General features: G+C 34.4%; 20 protein-coding genes and 1 pseudogene. 6 read left to right on the forward strand and 15 right to left on the reverse strand.

The window, feature by feature from the left end; genetic code table 11:
* Positions 1-345 precede the first annotated feature (345 nt).
* The 3 genes from HND39_14800 to HND39_14810 are packed head-to-tail and all read left to right on the forward strand — an operon-like array spanning position 346 to position 2,687.
* Complete coding sequence (locus HND39_14800; GenBank protein ID QKJ97451.1) at positions 346-846, forward strand: hypothetical protein; 501 nt, start codon at positions 346-348, stop codon at positions 844-846.
* A gap of 9 nt (positions 847-855) precedes the next feature.
* Positions 856-1,455, forward strand: a complete 600-nt coding sequence (locus tag HND39_14805; protein ID QKJ97452.1) for a hypothetical protein — start codon at positions 856-858, stop codon at positions 1,453-1,455.
* Between the two features lie 14 nt (positions 1,456-1,469).
* Entirely contained in the window at positions 1,470-2,687 is a 1,218-nt protein-coding gene (locus tag HND39_14810) for a hypothetical protein (GenBank protein ID QKJ97453.1), read from the forward strand.
* Positions 2,688-2,770: 83 nt separating this feature from the next.
* Here HND39_14810 and HND39_14815 read toward each other — a convergent pair whose 3' ends face one another.
* From HND39_14815 to HND39_14880, 14 genes and pseudogenes are all read right to left on the reverse strand, one after another.
* A complete protein-coding gene (locus tag HND39_14815; GenBank protein QKJ97454.1) occupies positions 2,771-3,196 on the reverse strand; it encodes an SPOR domain-containing protein in 426 nt (141 codons plus the stop codon).
* 35 nt (positions 3,197-3,231) lie between these two features.
* Positions 3,232-4,626, reverse strand: coding sequence for a hypothetical protein (locus HND39_14820; GenBank protein ID QKJ97455.1), 1,395 nt, complete (start codon positions 4,624-4,626; stop codon positions 3,232-3,234).
* Positions 4,627-4,642: 16 nt separating this feature from the next.
* Positions 4,643-5,893, reverse strand: a complete 1,251-nt coding sequence (locus HND39_14825; GenBank protein QKJ97456.1) for a hypothetical protein — start codon at positions 5,891-5,893, stop codon at positions 4,643-4,645.
* A 48-nt stretch (positions 5,894-5,941) separates the two neighbouring features.
* Complete coding sequence (locus tag HND39_14830) at positions 5,942-6,445, reverse strand: acetyl-CoA carboxylase biotin carboxyl carrier protein subunit (GenBank protein QKJ97457.1); 504 nt, start codon at positions 6,443-6,445, stop codon at positions 5,942-5,944.
* Complete coding sequence (locus tag HND39_14835; GenBank protein ID QKJ97458.1) at positions 6,438-7,934, reverse strand: acetyl-CoA carboxylase biotin carboxylase subunit; 1,497 nt, start codon at positions 7,932-7,934, stop codon at positions 6,438-6,440. Before HND39_14835 ends, HND39_14830 begins: the two co-directional genes overlap by 8 nt.
* Before the next feature lie 7 nt (positions 7,935-7,941).
* Positions 7,942-10,290 carry an endonuclease MutS2 gene (locus HND39_14840; protein QKJ97459.1) on the reverse strand — a complete coding sequence of 783 codons (2,349 nt, stop codon included), beginning with the start codon at positions 10,288-10,290 and terminating at the stop codon, positions 7,942-7,944.
* Complete coding sequence (locus HND39_14845; protein QKJ97460.1) at positions 10,290-10,808, reverse strand: CvpA family protein; 519 nt, start codon at positions 10,806-10,808, stop codon at positions 10,290-10,292. The genes HND39_14840 and HND39_14845 overlap by 1 nt, the downstream gene beginning before the upstream one ends.
* Complete coding sequence (locus HND39_14850) at positions 10,805-11,257, reverse strand: GatB/YqeY domain-containing protein (GenBank protein QKJ97461.1); 453 nt, start codon at positions 11,255-11,257, stop codon at positions 10,805-10,807. Before HND39_14850 ends, HND39_14845 begins: the two co-directional genes overlap by 4 nt.
* A 20-nt stretch (positions 11,258-11,277) precedes the next feature.
* Complete coding sequence (locus HND39_14855) at positions 11,278-11,970, reverse strand: SDR family oxidoreductase (protein QKJ97462.1); 693 nt, start codon at positions 11,968-11,970, stop codon at positions 11,278-11,280.
* Complete coding sequence (locus HND39_14860; GenBank protein QKJ97463.1) at positions 11,967-13,013, reverse strand: hypothetical protein; 1,047 nt, start codon at positions 13,011-13,013, stop codon at positions 11,967-11,969. Before HND39_14860 ends, HND39_14855 begins: the two co-directional genes overlap by 4 nt.
* Positions 13,014-13,018: 5 nt before the next feature.
* Positions 13,019-13,561, reverse strand: coding sequence for an inorganic diphosphatase (locus HND39_14865; protein QKJ97464.1), 543 nt, complete (start codon positions 13,559-13,561; stop codon positions 13,019-13,021).
* 29 nt (positions 13,562-13,590) lie between these two features.
* Positions 13,591-14,890: pseudogene (locus tag HND39_14870) on the reverse strand (sodium:proton antiporter).
* A 95-nt stretch (positions 14,891-14,985) separates the two neighbouring features.
* A complete protein-coding gene (locus tag HND39_14875; protein QKJ97465.1) occupies positions 14,986-16,809 on the reverse strand; it encodes a KUP/HAK/KT family potassium transporter in 1,824 nt (607 codons plus the stop codon).
* Between the two features lie 181 nt (positions 16,810-16,990).
* Positions 16,991-17,752, reverse strand: coding sequence for a hypothetical protein (locus HND39_14880; protein ID QKJ97466.1), 762 nt, complete (start codon positions 17,750-17,752; stop codon positions 16,991-16,993).
* 1,173 nt (positions 17,753-18,925) lie between these two features.
* Here HND39_14880 and HND39_14885 point away from each other — a divergent pair.
* The 3 genes from HND39_14885 to HND39_14895 all read left to right on the forward strand — a co-directional run bounded on the left by HND39_14885 (position 18,926) and on the right by HND39_14895 (position 23,598).
* Positions 18,926-19,459 (forward strand): T9SS type A sorting domain-containing protein, encoded by a 534-nt coding sequence (locus tag HND39_14885; GenBank protein QKJ98026.1) that lies wholly within the window; start codon positions 18,926-18,928, stop codon positions 19,457-19,459.
* Between the two features lie 340 nt (positions 19,460-19,799).
* Positions 19,800-22,556 carry a DNA polymerase I gene (gene polA, locus HND39_14890; protein ID QKJ97467.1) on the forward strand — a complete coding sequence of 919 codons (2,757 nt, stop codon included), beginning with the start codon at positions 19,800-19,802 and terminating at the stop codon, positions 22,554-22,556.
* A gap of 13 nt (positions 22,557-22,569) precedes the next feature.
* Complete coding sequence (locus HND39_14895; protein ID QKJ97468.1) at positions 22,570-23,598, forward strand: glycosyltransferase family 9 protein; 1,029 nt, start codon at positions 22,570-22,572, stop codon at positions 23,596-23,598.
* A 3-nt stretch (positions 23,599-23,601) separates the two neighbouring features.
* On the opposite strand, the gene HND39_14900 is transcribed toward HND39_14895, so the two are convergent.
* Positions 23,602-24,702: a glycosyltransferase gene (locus tag HND39_14900; protein QKJ97469.1), complete on the reverse strand. Its 1,101-nt coding sequence runs from the start codon at positions 24,700-24,702 to the stop codon at positions 23,602-23,604.
* Positions 24,703-24,727 lie beyond the last annotated feature (25 nt).

A 24,727-nucleotide genomic window follows, 5' to 3' on the forward strand; every position in this document is an offset into this window, starting at 1 on the left:
TTAAATTGGAATGTCAATGTTACTTTTGTTTAAATATTTAATAAAAAATAAAGATGTCATCTCTTTGCTAATTGCTTTTCTGCGTAACATCAGTTAATAAAAAGTGATTGGCTTCATTAGACAATGTTTTATTTAGTCCGACAGAAGTGTCAAATGGGGGTTAATTATTGTTACAATAAAAAACTACTCTCTCATTTCATTACAGCACTTTTTTCTGTTTGACCTTTCCAAATTTTACTGAGATTAAAGTTTATTCTAAAATCAAAGTAATTCTTACCGATGTCCTCTGGTATGATAGTTCATTTAGTCCTGAAGATAAATGTTTAACAAAAAATTACAAGGAATATGAACACAGGACAGATGATAATGACTTTAGGTGCGATGTTGTTGCTCGCCGTTATTATGTTACGGGTAAACACAACGAATCTTACCAATGAGACTGTCAGAGATGAAGCTCAGTTTGGTGTATTAGCCAACTCAATTGCAACATCAATAATTGAACAAGCGCAAAGCAAAGCATTTGACGAAGCTACGGATACATCTAATATTATTTCAACTTCACAGCTATCATCAATACTCGGTCCTGAAAGCGGCGAGACTGAAGAAAAATTTAATGACTTTGATGATTTCAATGGATATACTAAACGAGATAGTTCAATGAAATCGAGTGTCTTTGATATCTCCTGTGCGGTGGTTTATGTTGAACCCGGAAATATACTCGGATCAACTGCTAACAGAACTTACCACAAAAAAATAACCGTCACTATAACCAGACCTGTCTCTGCAGACAGTTCAGTACAGGTTGTTCAAAGTTCATCTATTTTTAGTTACTGGTATTTCAGATAGGAGAATTACATGGGTACAAATACAATTTTAGATATAATCGGATCTATAATAATTGCTGGAATACTAATGTTATCTATTTTTCGATTGCAAAGCAGTTCCACCGAAGATCTGTATCGCGGTACAACAAACTTGAACGCACAAACTAATCTGGCAACTGTTATTCAAATATTGGAAACTGATCTCAGAAGAATCGGGTATTGTGCAGATTGGCAGAAGATTCCAATTCCAACTCAAGCGATACTTTATGCTGATTCTTCAAGTATAAGATACCTGACCGATACTGATAATAATGGAACTATCGATACTTTGTACTATTATTTTGACTCTGTAAAAGACATTCCACAAACACCAAATCCAAGAGATAGATTTCTGTACAGGATTGTGAATAATGAATCTCTGGCTGATGTGAATTTGGGAATAACACAATTCAAGATGGAATTTTATAATGCACTTGGAACAAAATTAAATTTCCCGATATCTGATCCAAGGGAAATTTATTCAATGCAAATAGATATTACTGTTGAGGATGTTTCAGCGTATAATGAAAATTATCAAACAATTTTCTGGAGGCAGATACGTATGGCTGCAAGAAATTTATTTAACCGATAAGGAGGCATAATCTAATGGGAAAATTATCATTGTTTTTAGTGCTCGGTTTTAGTGTGCTTTACATAGTCCTTGGTGGGAACTCAAATAAATTATCTACCCGGACAGTTGAAAATATGGCTGATTATAATGCTAAGACAGTTGCACATAATATAGCGGTTAGCGGGACTAATCTTGCCTGCAATGAACTGTTCTTAAACGGTTCCTGGAATGCCGGATTTAATAATGTTACTTTCGAAAATGGATCATTCAGTGCAAGTGTTCAAGTGCTTGATGCCTGGAGAAATATTAGAAAGTTAACAACAACTGGAAGTTACGGTGGAATTACAAAAACTATTGAAGTAATTTTTCAACCAAGTAAATTCTCAAAATTTGCATATTACTCGATGAATGAAGGTGGAACGATTTGGTTTACAGGCAGTGATACAATCTGGGGACCTTTTCATACTCAGGATTATGTGAGAGCACACAACCACCCCGTATTTTTTGGTAAAGCAACTACTAAAAAATCATTGATTTATTATACAGATCAAAATAGTGATGAACCTCGATTTTTTGGCGGTTACGAACAAGGCATTGATCTTCCGCTTCCAACAGATGGACTTGATCCGATGAGAGCATCTGCACAAAATGATGGTCTATATCTTTCTGGTAATGATACCGTTTATGTAACATTTAAAGAAGATAGTTTATTATACAGATATTCTTATGATGGAAAAGATATGTCTGCATACCTGCCAACGGCTGCACCAGGCGGAGTAATATTTGTTGAAAATGCAATTGTTCGCTTGAAAGGAATTGTAAAAGGAACTTACTCACTTGCTGTATCTGGATCTTCAGATAAAGGGATGATATATCTTGATGACGATATAATTTATAAAACGAATCCGTTAGCAAGCGAAAGTGCAACTGATATTCTCGGTATTGTTGCTGAGAATAGTGTCCTCATCACTGACAATACAGCAAATCATAATGATATAAATATTAATGCATCCATTTATTGTGAAGACGGTGGATTCGGATCAGAGAATTACGATAAAAGACCAATCAGCGGCAATATAAATTTGATTGGGGGAATAATCCAGAATACTCGTAGAGCAGTTGGTACCTTCGACAAATCCGGAATAAAAACTGGTTTTGCTAAAAGATATAGGTATGATGAAAGATTTATGATTGCTTCACCACCAATGTTTCCCGGAACAGGTGGTTTGGAAATTGTTTCCTGGTTTGAATGATATAATTATTTGAAATTCTATCTGCTCTAAATGTAGTGAGGGAATGCAGAGTAAAGGCTAAGCTGAATCTGGCTTAGCCTTTTTTATTTCCTCGAATCTATTTTAACAATCCACGCATCTTTGAATTCCTCGTTCATCCTTAATTCGTTTCTATATGATTCTGCCTGAATTTTATTTTCGAAAGGAGGATGAATCCATACAACATAAAGATTTTTCTGTTGGTTGAATTCAACTTTAATATCCTTTGATAAAACCTGCCGGCTCTTTTCAGCAAATTCTTTTGCACTTTCAAGATTTGAAAACGCACCTATCTGAACAACATAAACATCAAAAGATTGCTGCTGAGGTGATTCAAATTTGTAGATGTCTTCCGGAGGAACTTCATCAAATACATAAATACTATCTGTAGTTCCCTTTTCTTTTTGCTGTGTCATTTCAGTTGATGAACAAGCAATTAAACCGAGAATAAGAATAAAATTCAGAAATACTATTTGGGCTGTTGTTCTCATAAATTAAATTGGGATGGATTTTCCATCCCTAAAGATTAAAATAAAACGTTATCTAATGCTCCATACGGAATAATTGGAATACCATATTTTCCCATGTTTACTTGCCCTTCAAATACAAGGCTTCCTGGAATTGTTGAGACATCAACTAACGGAATTTGAGCATTACACTCTTCATTGATTGCTTTGATGAATTCATTAGCAATAATTCCATATCCCTGGCTTGTCGGATGAATTCCGTCAAGACTGAAAAAGTTTCCTTCAATGTAAGTAGTAGAGTATGTAACACCATTTACAATTAAACCATTTGAACTTGCCAGTTGATTAAAAACATCATCCCAGTTGATGACCGGATAATTAAAAGTAGCAGCTAATCCAGAAATGATATCATTAAATCCTGCTCTTAATGCCTTATATCCAGCAATCTCAGTTGGATCCAATACTAATCCATTTGGAAATGGATTTTCCGGAGTAAGTCCGAATGGAAATGCTGTATTTACTCCAGGCGGTACTGGAATTCCATTGTCAGAATAATATTTACCTGTTTGATCACCAATTAAACCTGCAGCAGATGAACCGCTTAAAGTTACAAGAACGCTATCAGTTAATAATTGATTAGCTGTTGCAACTGCAATACCAGGACCACCTGTAGTTTGATATACTAAGCCAGGTACCGGAAGTGATTGCAATTTCAAACCAATACCCGGACCAACTGTGGTAAAAAATGGAGTCAACAATCCATTCGGTAAACTTCCGATAATCACCGGCGCGCCAGTTGAACTTAACGCTGTGAGAATTTGTGTGTACTGATTTTGAAATAATGATGCACTGGTTGGTGGAAATAATCCACCACGCGTTGCAAATGCAAGTATATCATTATTTCCGATCCATAAAGTGACCAATGTTGGTTGTTGTGCAAGAGCTAGTTCCATTTGAGTTCCTAACCCTCTTAGAACTACATCAAATAAAGGGTTCGGAGTGTTGAATGGCGGCTGCGCTGTGTAACAAGTTGTTGCACTTCTTGCATTCATCACATCAAATATAAAAGCACTTTTAATTCCGAGATTATTATACGGTGCCGGATAATTCAAGTTTGTTGGTGAACCTTGTCCCGGATTTGTGTAAAGTGTAAATGGATTCAGTGAACCAACTTCCAATCGTCCCACAGTTCCCGGATCACTAAAAGTTGCCTGTGCGTACGTAGTTCCTACTTGTTTCGCAATGATGTTACCAAAAGAATATTGTTGTGCTGATTCAAAAATTGATGTTGATTGTTCGCCCATTGTCAAACTATTACCAATACAAACAAATCGGGTAAAGTCTGCAGTTCCAAAATTAATTTTGGGAGCGGTAAGTTCATTGAAATCTTCACATCCGATTATTGCCAGTAAAATAAAGGAGAGAAGACTGATAGATATATAAAATTTTTTCATTTCTTTGTTTCTCCTTCTATTGCAAATGATAATATAAACTTAAAGACAGTAAATTGGCTGAAGAATTATATGTTCCGTTAAATGGTGAATCGCCAACTGTATAAATTTCCTTGGAGTTTGTTACAGTCAATTCTTTTGCACGGATAAATAAATAAGAGCCCGAAATACCAAACTGATCAAAAATTTTAGCGTCTGCACCAATGCTGAGTCCTAATCTATCTGAATCCGGCAGAGTTGGACTGACGTAATCAGGATCAACCGGCATTTTATCAAAGTAAACGCCACCAAGCAGTGAAACCTTATCACTTATATCATATTGAGCGCCGAATCGAATTATGTAAGTATCTTTATACGAACGGTTACTCTTTGAATCTTCATATTCTGGATTGACGAAATCCACATTTAATGAATCATAACTCGACCAGGCAATCCATTGAAAATCTGCACTTAGTCGAAGCTGTGGAATAACCTGATATGCAACTCCACCAACAATGTTCATCGGAGTTGTAAGTTTTGCTGTGACATCTCCTCCCGGAAATGCATCAATTTCCTGAAGCTGTTCAGCACCGGTTACTGTAGCAGTTCCTTCAAATTCATATTCAACTTCACTTCTGAATGATGCACCAATTGAAAAATCTTTTATTGGTTTATACATTAAGCTGAAAGTATAACCGTAAGCAAAATTATCGCTGCCTTCAAGTTCAACATAAGCATCTCCGGCAAACGGAGCTTGTGAATTATTTCGTGTGATTAAAACATCCGCAAAGCTGTAAATAAATCCTGCACCTATCGAAAGGTTTTCAACAGGACTGTACGCGAATGTTATCGGTACCCAGAAAGTTTTTAGCTCAGTTTCCAGAGCAAGATATCTTCCAATCCAGCCATTACTCCAGTGAGTTCCTAATCCAAATGGTGTAGTCAATCCTAAACCTGCAGAAAAGGATTCAGTAAATGAGTGTGTTATGAATAAGTGGCTCGGAAAAAAAGCCTGACTCTTCATCCGGCTGATATCAACAGCAGGTGATACACCTCTAAATGAAGAACTTGGAGCTATCAGAGCACTGCCAAGTAAAAAATTTGTACCACTGAGTTGTGTCATTCCGGCAGAATTCCAGTAAATAGCAGAAGCATCGTTTGCGATTGCAGTGAATGCACCGCCGAGTCCCATCGCTTTTGCACCATGTTCATTAATCTGAAATCCGCCCGCAAGATTGACTTCAGCGAATAAACCAATCAGCATCAGGATCGTGTATAGATATTTTTTCAAATGGATCCCTCCTATATGAAATGATAAATAATGTTATTTAAGAACAAACTAAATGATTGAAAACAGCAGAACGCCTTTTTCAACCACAGAACCCTCATTGACGTAAATTTTTTCTATAGTTCCGGAAGCAGGTGCTTTCAGATCATTTTCCATTTTCATTGCTTCTAAAATAACTATTGAATCTCCGATTTCAACACTGTCACCTGAATTTTTCTTTATCTTAATAATCATTCCGGGCATTGGAGATTTGATTTCTGCATGTCGTTTAACTGATTGACCCGAACTTTCGAGAAGCTTTTTAGCTTTTTCTTGCAACAGTGTTCTCACAGTAGTTTCAAATTTATATCCATCAAAAAACAGATTAAAATTATTACTGTCTATTTCTTTTGAACTGAGCTCAAATATTTTGTTATTTATTTTTAAAAGATATGTATGATTGAAGTAAGAAGTTAATTTAATTTTATATTCAACATCATTAACGATTACTTCTTCATCTGATAAAATTTTAACTTCATATTTTGTATTGTCAACCTCTACAACAAATTCATTCATACATTTGCTCCTGCCATGAATTAGTTGAATCTTTCGAATCAATCTTCACATTAGCTGCGGTTGATTTGAATTTTAATAATGATGACAATATTGCTGCTGCTAATTCTTTTTCTTTTAAACCCTGCTCATTATCAGACTCATTAAATCCTTTTAAAAAATATTTCTCAAGAAAATTAATATTGATATCCCCTTTTCTAAACGATTGGTGATCAATGACTGATTTTAAAAAGGAAATATTTGTTGTAAATCCACTTATTACATATTCTGAAAGTGCTCCAATCATCCTATTGATAGAAGACTCTCTGGTATCTGACCAACTAATGAGTTTTGCAATTAATGGATCATAATTAAATGTAATGTGTGAACCTGCATCAAATCCCGAGTCCACTCTGATTCCCGGACCGGATGGTTGAAGATATCTTATTATCTGACCGGTTGAAGGAAGAAAATTATTCAATGGATCTTCAGCATAAATTCTGCATTCAATTGCATGACCATCAATTGATAGTTCGCTTTGTTTAATTGACAGCGGATTTCCGGCTGCGACTGATATTTGTTCTTTTACCAAATCCAATCCTGTGATTAATTCAGTGACAGGATGTTCCACCTGAAGCCGGGTGTTCATTTCAAGGAAATAAAAATTCTTTCTGGAATCCATCAGGAATTCGACTGTACCTGCATTATAATAATTGCATGCTTTAGCTGCATCGATTGCAGCCGAAGTTATTTTTTGTCTTGTTTTTTCATCAACAAAGGAAGATGGAGCTTCTTCAATTATTTTTTGATGTCTTCGTTGAATTGAACATTCACGTTCAAAGAGATGAACATAATTTCCCTGCTTATCTCCAAAAACCTGAACTTCAATGTGTCTGGGATTTTCAATAAATTTTTCAAGGTAAATTTCATCATTGGCAAAGGCTTTTAATGCTTCTCTCTTTGTTGCATCAAATGCCGATTCAAATTCATCTCTTGAAGAAATTTTTCTCATTCCTTTACCACCTCCGCCTGCAGAAGCTTTTGATAATATGGGATATCCAAGTTCTTCAGCAGAATTTAATCCGTCCTTGAGAGATGTTAAAGGTGAAGTAGTTCCCGGAACAATAGGCACACCACTCTTTGCCATAATTTTTCTTGCTTCAGTTTTACTTCCCATCAACGCAACGGATGTTGAGGACGGACCGATGAATGTAATTTTATTTTTTTCGATTGAACGTATAAAATCTGCATTCTCAGAAAAGAAACCATACCCGGGATGAATTGCATCTGCTCCGATTTCTTTAGCGAGTTGAATTATTTTTTCTTTGTTGAGATATGATTCTGATGCTTGAGAACTTCCGATGTGATAGCTTTCATCGGCAAACCGTGTGTGAAGTGAAGTAATATCTGCATCGGAATAAATCGCAGCAGATTTTATTCCCATTTCACGACAGGATCTTATAATTCTTACTGCAATCTCTCCTCTGTTAGCTATTAATATTTTTTTAAACAACCGATTCCTATTTTAATTCGACTATAGTTATTCCCTCTCCACCAAATTCGATTGGTGCAAAATAATAGTTTTTAACCTTTTCATGCTTGTCAAGAATATCTCTAACAGTTTTTTTCAATGCACCTGTTCCCTTTCCATGTAAAATTTCTATTCTATCCTGACCATTCATATATGAATCATCTAAAAACTTTATAATTTCAAAATCAACTTCTTCCGGCTTTCTTCCCCTTATATCAAGACGATGTTGTGGAATGATATTTTGTAAATTATGATGATGATTCTCTGCCTTGGTTTCTTTTGATGCATTTGCAATTACAAGTTCAGAAAGGTTCACCTGCATTTTAATTGAACCGGATTCAATCAGAGCTTTATTCCTTGCTGAATCAATTTGTAAAATTCTTCCTTGAGTAGAAGTTTCCCGTATCATCACAAAATTTCCAACTCTAAAATCGGATATATTTATCTCTGTTACAACTTCTGGTGAATAAAGATTTTGTGCCTCGGCTTTAAGTTCATCAATGATTTTCTTTGTTTCTTTAATTACGTTTTTCTGTGCGCCAGATTCACGGATTTCCTTAATAGTACTTTCAACTTTTTTGTTCACAGTTTTCAAAAAATCCTCAGCATCCGACTTTGCCTTTTTAAGTATCTCTCTCTTTTCTTTTTCAAGTCTGCCAATATTGGTTTTGTAAAGATCCGATAGCCCGGTTAATCTTGTATTTTCAATTTCAATATGCTTTAGTTTTTCTTCAAGCCGGTTTGATTTGGCTTCAATTTCAGAAAGAAATACTTCAAGCTTAAGTTTATCACTATCCATCATACCCGCAGCAGTATCAATTAATTTCTCATCAACTCCGATTCTTCTGGCAATTTCAAACGCATAACTTGAACCGGGAATACCAAGTTTGAATTTATATGTCGGCTTTAGTTGTTCGTGATCAAATTCCATTGCGGCGTTGATAAAACCACTTTCGGAATTTGCAATTAGCTTTAAACTACCGTGATGCGTTGAAGCAAATACTAATGCACCTTTGTCTCTGAGTTTCAGTAAAACAGCAGAAGCAAGTGCTGAGCCTTCTGTCGGATCGGTACCGGTTCCAACTTCATCGAGCAGAACGAGAGTATTTTCATCACTGACAGATAAAATATTTTTTAAGTTTGTAAGATGTGAACTGAATGTCGAAAGATCATCTTCTAATGATTGTTCATCTCCAATATCAACCAACACATTGTTGAACAGATGGAAGTTTGAATCCGGATCAACCGGGATGTGGATTCCTGATTGAAGCAGAAGCGATAGTAATCCGATTGTTTTCAACACAACTGTTTTCCCGCCGGCATTCGGACCAGTAATTACGATGACCCTTTGCTCATCTAATTTAAAATTCAGTGGAATAGTTTTATCTCTTCCAAGTTTCTTTAACAACACCGGATGTCTTGCGTCGTTAATATGAAAATCGAGATCATTTTTAATAGTCGGAAATGATCCTATAATTTCAATTGAATATTTAGCACGTGCAAATACCGTATCAACATAAGAGATGGTTAATAATGAATCTTTAATTTTATCACTGTTTCTTCCGATCAATGCAGTAACATCTTTCAAAAGCCTCTCGATCTCTCTTTTCTCCGCAAACCCAAGAGTAATAATTTCATTGTTGAGTTCGAGAGTTTGTTCGGGTTCAATATAAACTGTTTGTCCTGTTGCTGATTCAGAATGAATGAATCCTCTTATTTGCCGCTTATGTTCAGCTTTAACAGGGATTACCATCCGACCGTCACGAAGTGTCAGATAATCTTCTCTTACAATACCATCTGTTTCAAGTGTTTTCATAATACTGCTGATAGATTTGACAAGTGAGTTTTGTTTTTCTCTTATTTGTTTTCGTATCTCTGAAAGTTTCTGACTTGCTTTTTCTTTGATATCTCCATTTTCATCAATTACTTTTTCAATATGATTTTCCAGCAGTTTATCGTTGAACAATGAGCTCAGTTGTTCTGATAATAATGGAGCGATAGATGAATTGTTTTTAAGGAACTGATATAAACTTCTTGAGTTTTTTAAGAGCTTTAGTATTTCTAAAATTTTTTTTGCACTCAGAACCACACCTTCTATCTTGCTTTGAGAGATGGATTCGAATATATCTGGAATAAAATCTATTTGAGGCGGAATATTTCGAATTAAAATTTCTTTTGCTTCTGAAACCGTTTGACCTTCTTTTAAAATTTTATTGAGATTAAAAGTCGGAATCAGTCCAAGAATTTGTTTCCTCCCGGTCTCTGTTGAAGAATAATTTGCAAGAGTTGAAAGTACCTTGTGGAATTCTAATTTATCCAGTACAACCTTATCCATCATTATTCAGTGTCTTTTTCATTGATATAATCTTCAATCAATTTCCGCGGCTCTGGTGTATAGTAACTTATGTACTGGATAGTGTAATGAATTACATTTAATGTGGGAGTGTATAATAGCGATTCTTTTTTTGTTTTGTTATCCGGTAAATCGAAAATATTCAGAACAATAAAGATCACACTCAGGAAAAAAAGTATTTGAAGAGCCCCGACAACTCCTCCAGCGATCTGGTTGATTAAATTGTTTACTTTATCAAATGGATGAACAACGCGCTTCAAGAAAACGAATAGGGTCATTATTGAAATAAAAATAAAAATCCCGCCAATTATTTCAGCGAGATAATATTCAATTCTAAAAAGACTCTCGATGAACAAACCAAGTTTACCGGCAAAAAAAACTGCTGCAACAACTGCGAGTATGAATCCGATTAATCCGACAAGTTTTCTGATGAAACCATCTTTGAAACCAAGAATGAATCCTATAATCACCCCTGCGATAATTAAAATATCAAGAAGGATCAACTTGCACCAAGAAATTTCTCAACAGCTTCTTTAACAGCTTTACCATCAGCTAATCCTTTCAATTCTTTAACAGCCACAGGCATGAGTTTTGGAAAATCGGCTTTCGATTTAGCGCCGATCTGTTCTGCCAAAGATTTTATTTTTTCAGATATTTCTTCGGGTGAAAGCTGTTTTGGAAGATAGGATTTGATAATGTTTAATTCTGCTTCTTCTATTGAAGCCAAATCGTTTCGTCCGGCTTTATTGTATTCTTCCATTGCTTCTTTACGTTTTTTTGCTGCGGATGTGAGAAGTTTAATTTCTTCTTCTTCATTAAACGATTTTCCTGAACCGCTTTTTTCAAATTCCAATATCAAAGCTCTTATTGATCTGATTGTCTGAAGCCTGAGAGTGTCATTAGCTTTCATTGCTTCTTTCAGATCACGATTTATTTTTTCTGTTAAATTCATGTTATCCTCTAAAAAATCTTTTAATTATTGTTAGACAGATGATCCATCATTTGACAAATATTCCCTGACACAGCCTGATAATTCTGGAACAGTGAGTTCACAAATTCACCAATATCTTCAGGAGTAATCCACTTCTCAAAATCAGCATCCTTCATCCATTCTCTGTTTGCAGGAGTATCAATGATGTACGGTGCAATTGCATTAGCCGAGAGATTTATTTTTTTCCCTTCCTCACTCAACGTTTTTATTAAATGAATTACACCGGCTTTAGAAATTCCATAAGCAGCTTTTCCGGCTTCAGCATCCAGTCCGGTGTATGCAGCGGTCAAACAAATTGAACCTGAGTGAGAATCCTTCACCAGTAGAGAAAAATATTTTGCAATCAGAAAACTGGTTTTAAGGTTCATATTTATCATTCTGTCAAAGTAGCCAATCTCTGTTTCCCAGATATTTTTTCCACCGTAAAATCCTCCGACAGTACTAAAAAGATAAAATATTTTTTCCCTTGAAGGGGTTATCTGAGCAAATGCTTTTTTAATATTTAGTTCTTCCGATAGATCGTTGATAGTAATTAATTTTACGTTTGGGTTTGATCGATCTTTATGCTTGAAATCGAACAAATAAATATTGTCATATTGCTTTTTAAGAAGTACTTCAGTTACACCGTTTCCGAGTGCACCGCTTGAGCCAAAAATTAGAAGTTCCTTAGTCAATTTTTTTTCCTTTGATTAATAAATTTTGCAGTTACCGGGAAATGATCACTGTAGCCGCCAAGATATCTGCTTCCTCCGTAAGTCGGGAAAGGAGTTCCTGCATACTGTCCGGTTTTTGTAACTATAAATTCAGGTTTGAATATTTCAAATGACCCGCAAAGATATTTATAGCCCATTCCTGTAACTAATGATCCTGATATAATTACCTGATCTAATAAATTCCAGTCATCTTTGTATTTATATGATCCTTCGCCGTTTTCGTAAACCTCATAAGAGACATTAAATAATTCTTTCTCCGAAGCAAATTCAAAATCACTTTGCAGGGAATCACATTTTAGCGGATGTGCTTCGAGCTCTTCTAAGATAGATTTATCTGTTGGTTCATCATTAAAATCGCCAATGATAATCAGCATTGCATTTGAATCAGCAGCGAAAATCCTATCAACTGATTTGCGCAAAGTCTGTGCAGCAGCAATCCGGTTAGGTTCAGATTCAATCTGACCGCCTCTTCTCGATGGCCAATGATTAACAAATACAGTAAAAACATCCTTGTCATTCATAAGCAGATTTACACCAACAATTAATCTTGTGGGCCAGCCATCAGCCAGATGAACAGTATCAGCCAGCATACTCAGCAACTTAAATTTTTCTCTTTTAAATATTAATCCGTTATCAATTCCCCTGTTATCAGGTGATTCAATATACGCAACATCGTAACCCAAATCTGGTAAATATCTGTTTACCATTTCAGCCAGAACAGCTTCATTCTCAACTTCGCAAACACCGAGTATATCAGGTCCTTGTCCATTATTCATCATTCTGATTACTCTTGAGTGATTATACATTTTTTTATCGAGACGATCTTCTGTCCATTCTAAATCAGAACCCGGTAAAAATTCTTTATCGTCTTTTAACGAATCATCAACGGTATCAAAAAGATTTTGCAAATTCCAGGAACCGATAAATAGTGTGTCATTATCTGTTTGACAGGAAACTACTCCGGAAAAAATTACAAACACAAGTACAACAAATATATTTTTCATAAATTTTACTCCGATACTAATCTATTTTTATTCTTATCGTACAGCTCCAGACTGTCGTTAATTATCTTGTAAGCTTCCTGTTTCCCTAAAAAATTTTTAACTGTTACTTGCTTGTTCTCAAGTTTTTTATAATCTTCAAAAAATCTTTGAAGTTCGACCATTGTATGCGGAGGTAATTCAGAAAGATCATTAATATAATTCAGCGCTATATCGTTTTTAGCTACTCCGATAATTTTATCGTCTTTCATTTTCTCATCAACCATATGCATCACACCAAGTACACGTGTTTCAATTATGCAAAGCGGGTCAACATCGATTGAACAGATTACCAATATGTCAAGCGGATCATTATCTTCACAATAGGTTTGAGGGATAAATCCGTAATTCGCAGGATAATGTACTGCTGAGAAAAGTACACGATCTAGTTTTATCAAACCACTGTTCTTATCCAACTCATATTTGGCTTTTGAACCTTTGGGTATTTCAATTATACTATTTACAACCTGAGGTGCTTCGCTTCCGGGATTAACTTGATGCCAAGGATTCATATTTTCTTGGAAATTTTTGTAATTCTATCTTACAAAATAATGATTTGTATTATTATGAATACAGGTAAAAGAATTATTAAGGAAAATTTTAATATGTAGCTGAAAAAAATCAGGCATCTTTATATTATTTTCTTCTGCAACTGTCTTTACCATAAAATTAGGACCATTGCCAATATATGTCATACTCCCGAAATAAACTGCACCAATACAAATTGCTTTCAATATTTCTTCCGGAATCCCCGCGATTAAATTTGCAGAGTTTGCACCAAGTCCCAAAGCTAATGAGTGAAATGTTACTGCAGTAGGTGTGTTATCTAAAAAACTGCTTAACAATCCAGTGTAATAATAAAATTCAGTTGCTGAAGTAATTCCAAACGATTTTGCATTCACTTCAAGATAAAGAAGACAAGGCACCATTGTTACAAAAATTCCTAAAAACAAATAAGCAACTTCCTGAATCGGCATCCAGGTGAAATTATTTGATATCCGTAAAAGTCTTGGTGTAAACAGAATTGATAAATAACCGGCAATCATAATTACTGCTTCTCGAATAAATTTAAAGTAATGATTTGAATGCATGACCGTAACGTATTCTTCATTAAGAAACGCAACTGCTAAAATCACTATGAGCAGAAAAATAAAATTACGCTTGCCCTCAAGTTTTAAAGGTCTGATTGATGATTTATCAATAGCAATCGAAGTAATGTCTTCTTTTTTATGATAGTACATATCCGAAATGTAATAGATTATTAAAAGCAGCAGATTCACAAATAACCATTCAGGGAAGAGTCTGAAAAACCATTCGAATGGTGCGCCTCTCAGATACATCATAAACAATGGCGGATCTCCCAGCGGAGTCAATAGTCCTCCGCAGTTGGCAACTATTCCGATAAAAAATAAAATGGTATGAACTTTATATTTTCTTTGTTTGTTTGTTTGTATGATTGGACGGATTAAAAGCATTGCAGCTCCGGTTGTTCCGATGAATGAAGCTAACACTGCACCAGTAGTCAAGAACAAAGTATTAATACCCGGTCTGGCTTCGATATCTCCTGATAAATATATTCCTCCCGTGATCGTAAACAATGTTCCGAGAAGTATTATAAATGGTACATAGTCGAATAATAAAGTTTCAATTAATTTATCGCTTAGTCCATTTGCTAATAAATAAATTATAACCGGTAGGCTCAAAACAATTGCAACGAGTAATTTGTTTTTGTTCTTTTCCCAGAAATGATTCCAGAAAAGCGGAAAGATTGCTATTGATAAAAGCATCAATAGAAAAGGAATAAGTGATAAAATATTTATGCTGGCTAATTCAGGTTCCATGTAGAAAATTTAAAATTACGAATACATATTTTGGGTGGGGAATAAAAATAATATCCTGCAAATATTTGTGATTCTGTAAATCTTTATAGACAACATTAAATTTCGTGTCTCGTCACTACTCCATGAAGTTTATTGTATGGAAAGTTATAGAAGCTCGCAAATGATGGAGTTATTTTTTTAATGAATGAATAAATCCTGAAAAACATTTTTGTTGTTTTAATATCATCAACACCGTAAAAAATAACTTTCTCTGAGATTCCCTGTCGTTTAAACAATTCAGGTAAATTAGGAATTTGCATATACCCAACTGAAACGGACATTCCATATAATCCTTTCGAATATTCTTTCATCTCGGAAAACTCAATTCCATAAGGAACATCAGCCGTTTCGACAGCGAATAAAATATTTTTCTCATAAATAATTCCGCTTCTTATTATGCAATGAACAACATAAGGCGGAACTTTATCCAAAACTCTTGCAAAAAAAACTGCTTCTCCTTTTAACACCGGTTCTGAGGAATAAATTTGTTCAAAGTTTGTGATGAAAATGTCAAGATCCAGTGCGCGGAACTTTTTCCTGAGCATATCAGAACCTTTAAGCCATATCTGAATCAAAGACATTACTAGTATAGCGATTATGATTGACCAGTATCCACCAGCAGGAATTTTTGTAAATACTGCAACCATATAAGCTAAATCAAACAACAATACAAATACCGCAAAGAATAATTGAATTTTCAATCTCTTGTTCCAGAAAACCCAGACAAGAAATAACGCACTGATGGTCATCGTTGCAGTAACAGCAAAACCGTAAGCTGCAGATAAATTTTCTGAAGATTTAAAAATTAATACCATCAGTAAAACTGCAGCCAGCAGCATCCAGTTTACTGAAGCAATATAAATCTGAGATCTCAGTTCAGTAGAAGTGTATTTGATTTTCATTAATGGAAATATCCGAAGGTTTATCCCTTGAAAGACTAAAGACATAACTGCACTGATCATAGCCTGAGATGCAATAATAGTCGCAAGTAAAGCGAGAATTAAAAATGGAACATACAAAACCGGAGAAATGTTATTCACCGAAGAGAAAAGAATTTGCAGCGTTGAACCAGCAGTTAACAAAAAAGCTCCCTGACCAAAATAATTTATTACTAACGCAATTACTACAAATATCCATGCATACCTAATTGATTTTCCTCCCAGATGTCCCATATCCGCATAAAGAGCTTCACCGCCGGTCGCACAAAGAATTACATCACTTAAAACCAGGAATGAAACAAAGCCATTATGAAAAAGCATATTTAGCCCATGCACCGGGTTAATAGCTTTTAATATAAATAAATTATCAAACACGTAATATGATCCAGCAAGAAAAAGACTAATGAACCAAATCAACATTATTGGACCAAATGATTTAGCAATTTTATCCACTCCTCTTGCTTGAACTGAAAACAAAAGAATTGTTATAATGCACGTAACTAAAACTATCAGAGGCAGAGTAATCTGACTAAACTCAGGAATTAGCTGCAGACCTTCAACCGCTGAAAGAATGCTAATTGCCGGTGTGATAATGGCATCTCCAATAATTAACGATATTCCGAGGTAAGCGAGCGCAGAAGCTAATCCAAGTTTTTTCCCTTTTTTTAAAGTGCGTGCTAATGATTCTTTCAGAACAATAATACCTCCTTCACCATTAATACTCAGCGACATTCCAAGCCAGGCATATTGAATTGTTACAATAAAAATCAGCGTCCAGAAGATGAGTGATAATACTCCGATTACATTTTCTTCAGTCGGTTTGATAAGGAAGAATATTATTGTGAGTGTATAAATTGGGCTGGTGCCAATATCACCAAATACAATCCCCATTGCTCGCACAACTTCGCTGAATGAAGTTGATTTAGTGTTTTCGTTATTCACTACACCGTTTGCTTACAAAAGTTAATGTGCAGTTATAATCGATATTAAATTTCAAATGATGTCTGAATCGAGTAATCATAGTCTCAATATTTTAAATGCAGAATTTCATTTGTTATAAAAGAATTCAAAAGATTGACTCAAATATATTAAACATGTTCGGATAACATCGCTGCTATTCTGATTAAATTTTTGTAAGATTAATAGGTTTCCACTCAATCATCGATTGAAATACCGGTTTATCATTTCCTGACTTAACCGCATCTACATAAAATGATGATGGGTTTGTACTAATCTTCTCTCTTCTCAATTCTATCGTATCAGAAAATTTTGTTTCTGAGTTGAATGAAACGGTTAGTGTATTTATCACATTATTATGATGGAAATCAAGATCAAAACAATTTAACATCATATCAACGTATCGGACGTTATTAGTGTGCTGATTTAAATCAATTTCAGAATAACGGACTTGTGTTGAATAAATATTTTCTGTTCTTGATGGAATATTTATTTTTTGAGGAAGTTCAGTTAACGCATCTTTTGAAAAAAGCATTTTGGAATCAGGAAATAATTGTGTGAGAATTTTTGGACGAAATGATTTTGAATCGAGCAGAATCCATGCAGAAGTTCCTTTGCAAATAACTCTATTTGCAGAATCCATCATCAGATAATCTCTGATTGAATAAAGTTTATATTGTTTCTTTGGCCAGGTTTGAATTTTGATTTGATCTGAAAATTTCGGGTAGTCTATAAATTCAAACTTCGCCCAGGACAGAACCCAGATCAATCCCTTCGAAACAAAATCCGAAAATCCAAAATGCAATCGTTCCGCATCATTTGAAGCTGCATCTTGAAAGTAATCGAGAACCACACTCACTTTCATTCGATTAAATGCATCAACATCAGTTGAGCGAATTTTAAAAGAAGTTTCCCAGATTGAGTTCATAGTTTATCAAATTATTAAGTTCTGATGATGACAATATAAAAAATTATTTCCGCTGCCGTAATTTTTGAATTAACGTGTCACGATAATTCATTCTTCAACAGTCTGTATTTTTTTAATTGAAGTTTCAATTTTCTGAAATGTTTTATTTGGATTGCCAAGAAACTCTTCATTTTTTATCCGAATAAATTTTATCCTAAACGTTTCAAGATATTTCTGTCTTGCTTTATCATAATACTTTTATTCAGGAATTTCGTGAATCTTACCCTCAAGCACAACAGCAAGTATTAATTCGTAACAATAAAATTCATGCTTCAATGATTTGTAAAATTCTGACCGAATATAAACATTAGAGTTATCCAACTCATTCATTTTGACTTAATAATAAAATAATTAAACGTAAATAGAATTAATAAATTAATATGTAAGATCTGATGATATATTTAATAAGTTGCTATAATTTAATTGCACTTGCATTTAAATAAAAAAAACTGAAAGTTAATTTGTCAAAGATAAAAAGGAAATTTTATGAAACAGTTTTTAATTTCGACCTTAGTACTGGTATTTTCTCAATTGATATTCACTCAGACAATTCCAAATCTGCCGATACCCATTGGTGGAGGTAATGCTGAAGTTTGGCATAATAATATTTATTATTTCGGAGGTTCCGATAGCTGGTCAGGTAATACAATTTATCCGCGAATTTATAAGTTCGATGGTGCAAATTGGAGTTATTACGATTCAATCCCTGATAACAAAGTATGGGATGCTGAGACAATACTTTATGGAGATTACGTTTACCTATTTGGTGGGTGGCCATTCGGTTCCGAACTAAACAGAAGATATGATCTTAACACAGGAGATTGGGTGTATCTAGCTAATAGCCCAAACACAAATCAGACTTATGGTTTAACCGCCGAAGAAGTAAATGGAAATATTTATCTTTTTAATGCTTTTGGAGAAGTATTCGAATATAATATTTCTGGTGATTCGTGGACTTCAAAAACACCCAACACTGTGGAGGGAGGATGGGGCTTGAGTTCCATTCTATATCAGAATGAGGTTTATATTCTTGGATGGAACGATTCAGCGTTTTATAAATATACTCCTTCAACCGATTCCTGGACGCAACTAAGTGTTTCTCCCTACCAGGTCGATGCTTGTTCATTTGGTATTATGAATAATCTCATCTACGCTATCGGTGGGAACGCTGGCGGATCATCCGGTGCGAGTTACAAAAGTATGATGGTTTATAATATATCTTTTAATTCCTGGACAATCAGCTCTCAGGAATTAAGTTCCAAAAGAGACTGGATGGCAACTGCTGAGTACGAAGGAGGACTGTATGTCTTGGGAGGAATTGATTCAGTCGATATCGCAGTTGACATCGTTGAAGAGATGGTTTCACAGAGCACACAAGTGGTTAATACTGGGATGGGAATTTCAGAAGAATATTCCCTTGAGCAGAATTATCCCGATCCATTTAACCCCAGCACAAAGATCGCCTATTCTATTCCCAGTTTATCTTTTGTAAAACTGAAAGTTTATAATGAATTGGGTAAGGAAATAAAAACTTTAGTAGATGAAGAGGAACCTGCTGGAAATTATTTGGTTGAATTTGATGGGGCAAATCTTCCCAGTGGAACGTATTTCTATCAATTAATTGCTAATAATATTTCTGAGACAAAGAAGATGATTCTCCTTAAATAGCTCAACCGACTTTTTGAAGGCAACATAAAATCTAAAATAAAAAAGGTGAGTTAGCAGCTCGCCTTTTGCAATTGTGATAGATTCTCAACTGAATATTGTTTGGATTTTTTTATAAATATTTTGTCTCCACCGGGACGTTTCTTAAAACTAAGTTTATAATTGTTTAATTTTTAATCCCGTTAGGGATGATATATAAAATTATTGTCGCCACCCTCCTTTTTAAAATTCTATATATAAAAAATAAACATAGGGCAAAACTAGATGTTCATTTTACAATTTAAACTTACGCATCAATTTCTTATTTTCAATCTAACAATTCCCTCAATTAAATTTTTTAATGATGAAAAATAAAACATTCGTAATTGTTGATGCGATGGCAATGGCTTACAGAGCATACTTTGCATTCATCAACCGACCATTGACTACAAAAAGCGGTGAACCAACCTCCGCAGTATTTGGATTTATGAACCAGCTTGTTAAAGTGCTTGAAGATCATAAACCTGATTATATCGCTGTCGCTTCTGATTCAAAAGAAAAAACTTTTCGTCACGAAATTTATAAAGAATACAAAGCAACACGCGAAGCAATGCCGGAAGATATGATTCCGCAAATAGGAAGGATAAAAGAAATTGTTGAGTTGCTGAATATTCCCCTTTATATAAAACCCGGATATGAAGCTGATGATATAATCGGAACAGCAGTTCGTCTTGCAGAAAAAAAAGGAATGATTTCGTACGCCGTTACTCCTGATAAAGATTATATGCAATTAGTTAGTGATAAAACAATTATTGCAAAACCCGGTCGGGGATCTGACGAAGTTTCTTTCTTTGATGTAAAAAAAGTAAAAGAAAATTATGGATTCGAACCGAAACAAATGATTGACTACCTGGCTTTAGTTGGCGACAGTTCTGATAATATTCCTGGTGTAAAAGGCGTTGGCGAAAAAACCGCTCTTCCATTAATTCAGCAGTTTGGTTCGATAGAAAATCTTTATAAAAATCTGGATAAGGTTGAGAAAGAAGGAACGAAGAAAAAGCTGGAAGAAAATAAAAACAATGCTTTTCTTTCAAAAGAACTTGCTACAATTAATTGCAAGGTTCCAATGGAAATAGATTTTGAGAAAGCTAAGTTTAGTAAACCCGATGTTGATAAAATGCGTGAAGTTTTTGTTGAATTAGAATTTAATAGTTTGTTTACAAGATTACTTAAAATTTATGATCTGGAAAATCAGAAACAGGAAATCAAAGAAGAAGAATTTTCAAATGCATCAACTTTTGATAAATCAAAATCAAAGTATGAACTTATCACAACAAAAAAAGATGCAGAAAAGCTAGCAGAAAAATTAGGTAAAAAAGAGTTGATAGTATTTGATACAGAAACCGATTCACTAAATCCATTTGAATTAAATATTGTCGGTGCTTCTTTTTCAACAAAAGCAGGAGAAGGATTTTTTGTAGCGATTGATCCCGGAAGCAGAATATTTTCCGATGGTAAAGAAAGATTACCTGTTGATGATTTTAAAAAAATATTCAAACCGCTATTCGAGAATAAAAAAATTAAAAAAGTTTGTCAAAATGGTAAGTATGATATTTCGGTTATGCGCAGTCTTGGAATTAGAGTAGAGAATTTTTATTTCGATACTATGATTGCCAGCTATATATATGATCCCGATGAAAAACACGGAATGGATGATCTCTCAGAAAAGTATTTGAATTATAAACCTATTCCACTTTCCACACTGATTGGTGAGAAGAAAGATCCAACCAAAATTTATGATGCAGAGGTTGAAAAACTTTCAGATTATGCTGCTGAAGATGCTGACATAACATTTCAACTTTATGAAATTCTCAGCAAAATAATTACAAAAGATAAACTTGAAAAAGTTGCATTCGATGTTGACTTCCCGCTTATTCCTGTACTCGAAGCAATGGAATATGAAGGCGTTAATATTGATAAATCAGCACTTGAAAGTTATAGCAAGGAGTTGCAAAAGCTGATTAATGGTTATACAAAAAAAATATATAAATCTGCGGGTGAAGAATTTAACATCAGCTCACCAAAACAATTGCAGGTAATTCTTTTTGAAAAACTTGGATTGGAATCAGGCAGAAAAACTAAAACCGGATTTTCAACAGATGCCCGTGCACTTGAAAATCTTCGAGGCGAACACGAAATAATAGAAATGATTTTGAATTATCGTCAGGCTTCAAAATTAAAATCAACATACACGGATTCGTTACCCAATCTTATAAATCCAAAAACCGGAAGAGTTCATACAGATTTCAATCAAACAGTAGCAGCAACAGGAAGACTTTCAAGCTTGAATCCAAATCTTCAGAATATTCCTATTCGGACTGAGATGGGAAAAGAAATTCGAAAAGCATTTGTTCCCCGCGATAAAAATTATTTTTTGATAAGTGCAGACTACAGTCAGATTGAACTTCGATTACTTGCAGCGATTTGTAAAGATGAAGCATTGATGAAAGCTTTCAAAAATGGAGAAGATATTCACAGAAGTACCGCTGCTCTTGTTTTCATGGTCGATCCGATAGATGTTACACCTGATATGCGAAGAAAAGCAAAAGAAGTTAACTTCGGAATTTTATATGGGATTGGTCCATTTGGTTTGAAAACAAGATTAGGAATTCCACAAGCTCACGCAAAAGAAATTATTGATCTTTACTTCAATACTTTCAAGAAAGTAAAAAACTATATGGAAGATTCAGTCAGTAAAGCTAAAGAAAAAGGATTTGCTGAAACTTTACTTGGACGAAGAAGATTTCTCAAAAATATTAATAGCAATAACAGAGTTGTCCGTCAGTTTGAGGAAAGAGTTGCTATCAATATGCCGATTCAAGGTACGGCTGCTGATATGATAAAACTTGCGATGATAAAAATTCACAATGAATTTGAAAAAAGAAAGTTCAAAACTAAAATGGTTCTTCAGGTTCATGATGAACTATTGTTCGATGCTCATAAAGATGAAGTTGATGAATTGCGTCCGCTCATAAAAAAAATTATGGAATCAGCTTTACCTCTTGATGTTCCGATTGTTGTTGATACAGGAGTTGGTGATAATTGGCTGGATGCGCACTAACCAGAGTAAGAGTATGAGTAAGAGTAAGATTGGAAGAGAAAAGATAAAAAAAATTCTTCTTATCAAACCACGTGGTATTGGTGATATAATTCTTTCCACAATAGTTCTGGAAAATTTAAAATCCGCATTTCCCCATTCCGAAATTCATTATCTGACAGAAACATTTGCTCGCAGAGCGGTTGAGAATAATCCTTTTGTATCAAAGATTATAACTTTTAATAAAAAAGATTTTGTCCTCTCAATTATTAAAAAAGTCAGGAGAGAAAAGTATGATTTGGTTTTTGATCTCTGGTCAAATCCAAAAACTGCTCAAGTTACTTTTCTGTCCGGTGCAAAATATCGGGTTGGTTTTGAAAAGCATGGTAGAAAATACGCGTATAACTTTCTCGGTAAAAATGGAACGATGGGAAAACATGCTGCAGAAGATAATCTTGTTTTGTTGAATGCGTTTGATATTCCAATCATCTCAAAGAAAGTAATTTATAAAACGACTGAACAAGAAAAAGAATTTGCAGAAAAGTTTTTGAACAGTTTAAATCATCAGTATGAATTGAAATTGATTAGCATTATTCCATCTGGAGGATGGGAATCAAAAAGATGCGATCCTGTGAAATGGATTGAAATTTGTAATGAGATCAATAAAAAGTATAACGTAAAATTTTTAATTCTCTGGGGACCTGGTGACGAGAAAGATTCCAAAATTATTTTCGATGCACTTAAAACAAAATCAATTTTAATACCTGAAACAAACTTTGGTCAGTTATCAGCACTAATTGAAAAATGTGATCTTGTTATCGCAAATGATTCGGGTCCGATGCATGTTTCTGCTGCACTTGGCAAACCAACACTCGGAATTTTTGGACCGACAGATCCTGAAGCACATCGACCATTTGCAGAAAATTCTTCTTACGTAATTCATTCGGAATTGTTTTGTATAATCTGCACGAAGCTTGTCTGTCCGTATAAACACGAATGTATGCTCGAATTGCCGATTGAAAAGGTGATGAAAGAAATTGACAAGCTAATAAAATTTGTTATCTGATTTTCACTTTTTTCGATTTGAAATTGCTTCATCAAAAAATGAATTCAGTTTTTCTGCAAATCGTTTAAAAGCAAATTCCGCTTCAAAAGTTGCTTTGGCATTTATTCCAAAATTCTTCACCAACAATGGATCACGAGTTAACTCCAAAATTCCATCTATTAATTCTTCAGGTTTTGAAATATTGAAAAGTAAACCATTCTTTCTGTCTTCAACAAACTCATCATTACCAGGAATGTCTGAAGCTATAATTGGTAATCCACAAGAAGCGGCTTCTAATAATGCGAGTGAGAATCCTTCTGATCTGGATGGAAGTAAAAAGATATCCATCGCTTTGTAATATTCATAAATATTGTCAACATATCCAGGCATTATTATTCTCGTTTCTGAAATGCCAAATGTTCCTGCATACTCAATAACCTCATTTTGATTTTCATCAGGAATGCCAATGATGAGCAGAACAAATTTTGCATCAAGTTTTGAAAATACCTCGAACAAAATATCAAACCCTTTTCTTTCTTTATGAAACCAACTTGATATTCCAAGAACAATTTTGTCATTCAATTGAAATTGATTACGAATTTTCTCGCCGGAAATTGAATCGATATTCTCAGGAATTTCAGTCGTGTTGTGAATCGTAAAAACTTTATTCTTTTTTATTCCTTCTTGAATCAAACTCTGTGCAACACCATTACTGCAAGCAATCATATAATCAAAATATTTGTTATACAGGAATGACCCAATAATTGGAGTGCTTAATGAGATATTTTGTCTGTATGCAACACTAATAATTTCTTTTTTCAATTTTGATTTCAACTTCATTACAACTTTTCTATCTTGAGAATGATATGCGACAATAAAATCAGTATTCTGCAATTTGCAATTGCTCAGAATATTTTTTACCAAAGTTGAATTTTTCTGTTTGCTATCAAACTCGATTACAGGTATTCCTTTTTCCAAAGCTCTTTTTTTTGTTAGTGAATCTTTCGAAACGACAAGTTTTACCGAATGACCTGAATCAATTAATGCTTTAGAACTCAATACAGCCATCTTTGCACTCCCTGCAAAGCCATCACCAAAACTAAATTGAATAATATTAGCTTTCATCCTGATTATTCGTTTCTTATAATAA

The sequence above is a fragment of the Ignavibacteriota bacterium genome (assembly GCA_013285405.1).
Classification (GTDB): Bacteria; Bacteroidota; Ignavibacteria; order Ignavibacteriales; family Ignavibacteriaceae; genus IGN2.

Coding starts and splice junctions, on each gene's coding strand:
- HND39_14800 (QKJ97451.1), top strand. CDS start 346: ATGAACACAGGACAGATGATAATGACTTTAGGTGCGATGTTGTTGCTC.
- HND39_14805 (QKJ97452.1), top strand. CDS start 856: ATGGGTACAAATACAATTTTAGATATAATCGGATCTATAATAATTGCT.
- HND39_14810 (QKJ97453.1), top strand. CDS start 1,470: ATGGGAAAATTATCATTGTTTTTAGTGCTCGGTTTTAGTGTGCTTTAC.
- HND39_14815 (QKJ97454.1), bottom strand. CDS start 3,196: ATGAGAACAACAGCCCAAATAGTATTTCTGAATTTTATTCTTATTCTC.
- HND39_14820 (QKJ97455.1), bottom strand. CDS start 4,626: ATGAAAAAATTTTATATATCTATCAGTCTTCTCTCCTTTATTTTACTG.
- HND39_14830 (QKJ97457.1), bottom strand. CDS start 6,445: ATGAATGAATTTGTTGTAGAGGTTGACAATACAAAATATGAAGTTAAA.
- HND39_14840 (QKJ97459.1), bottom strand. CDS start 10,290: ATGATGGATAAGGTTGTACTGGATAAATTAGAATTCCACAAGGTACTT.
- HND39_14850 (QKJ97461.1), bottom strand. CDS start 11,257: ATGAATTTAACAGAAAAAATAAATCGTGATCTGAAAGAAGCAATGAAA.
- HND39_14860 (QKJ97463.1), bottom strand. CDS start 13,013: ATGAAAAATATATTTGTTGTACTTGTGTTTGTAATTTTTTCCGGAGTA.
- HND39_14865 (QKJ97464.1), bottom strand. CDS start 13,561: ATGAATCCTTGGCATCAAGTTAATCCCGGAAGCGAAGCACCTCAGGTT.
- HND39_14880 (QKJ97466.1), bottom strand. CDS start 17,752: ATGAACTCAATCTGGGAAACTTCTTTTAAAATTCGCTCAACTGATGTT.
- HND39_14885 (QKJ98026.1), top strand. CDS start 18,926: ATGAATAATCTCATCTACGCTATCGGTGGGAACGCTGGCGGATCATCC.
- polA (QKJ97467.1), top strand. CDS start 19,800: ATGAAAAATAAAACATTCGTAATTGTTGATGCGATGGCAATGGCTTAC.
- HND39_14895 (QKJ97468.1), top strand. CDS start 22,570: ATGAGTAAGAGTAAGATTGGAAGAGAAAAGATAAAAAAAATTCTTCTT.
- HND39_14900 (QKJ97469.1), bottom strand. CDS start 24,702: ATGAAAGCTAATATTATTCAATTTAGTTTTGGTGATGGCTTTGCAGGG.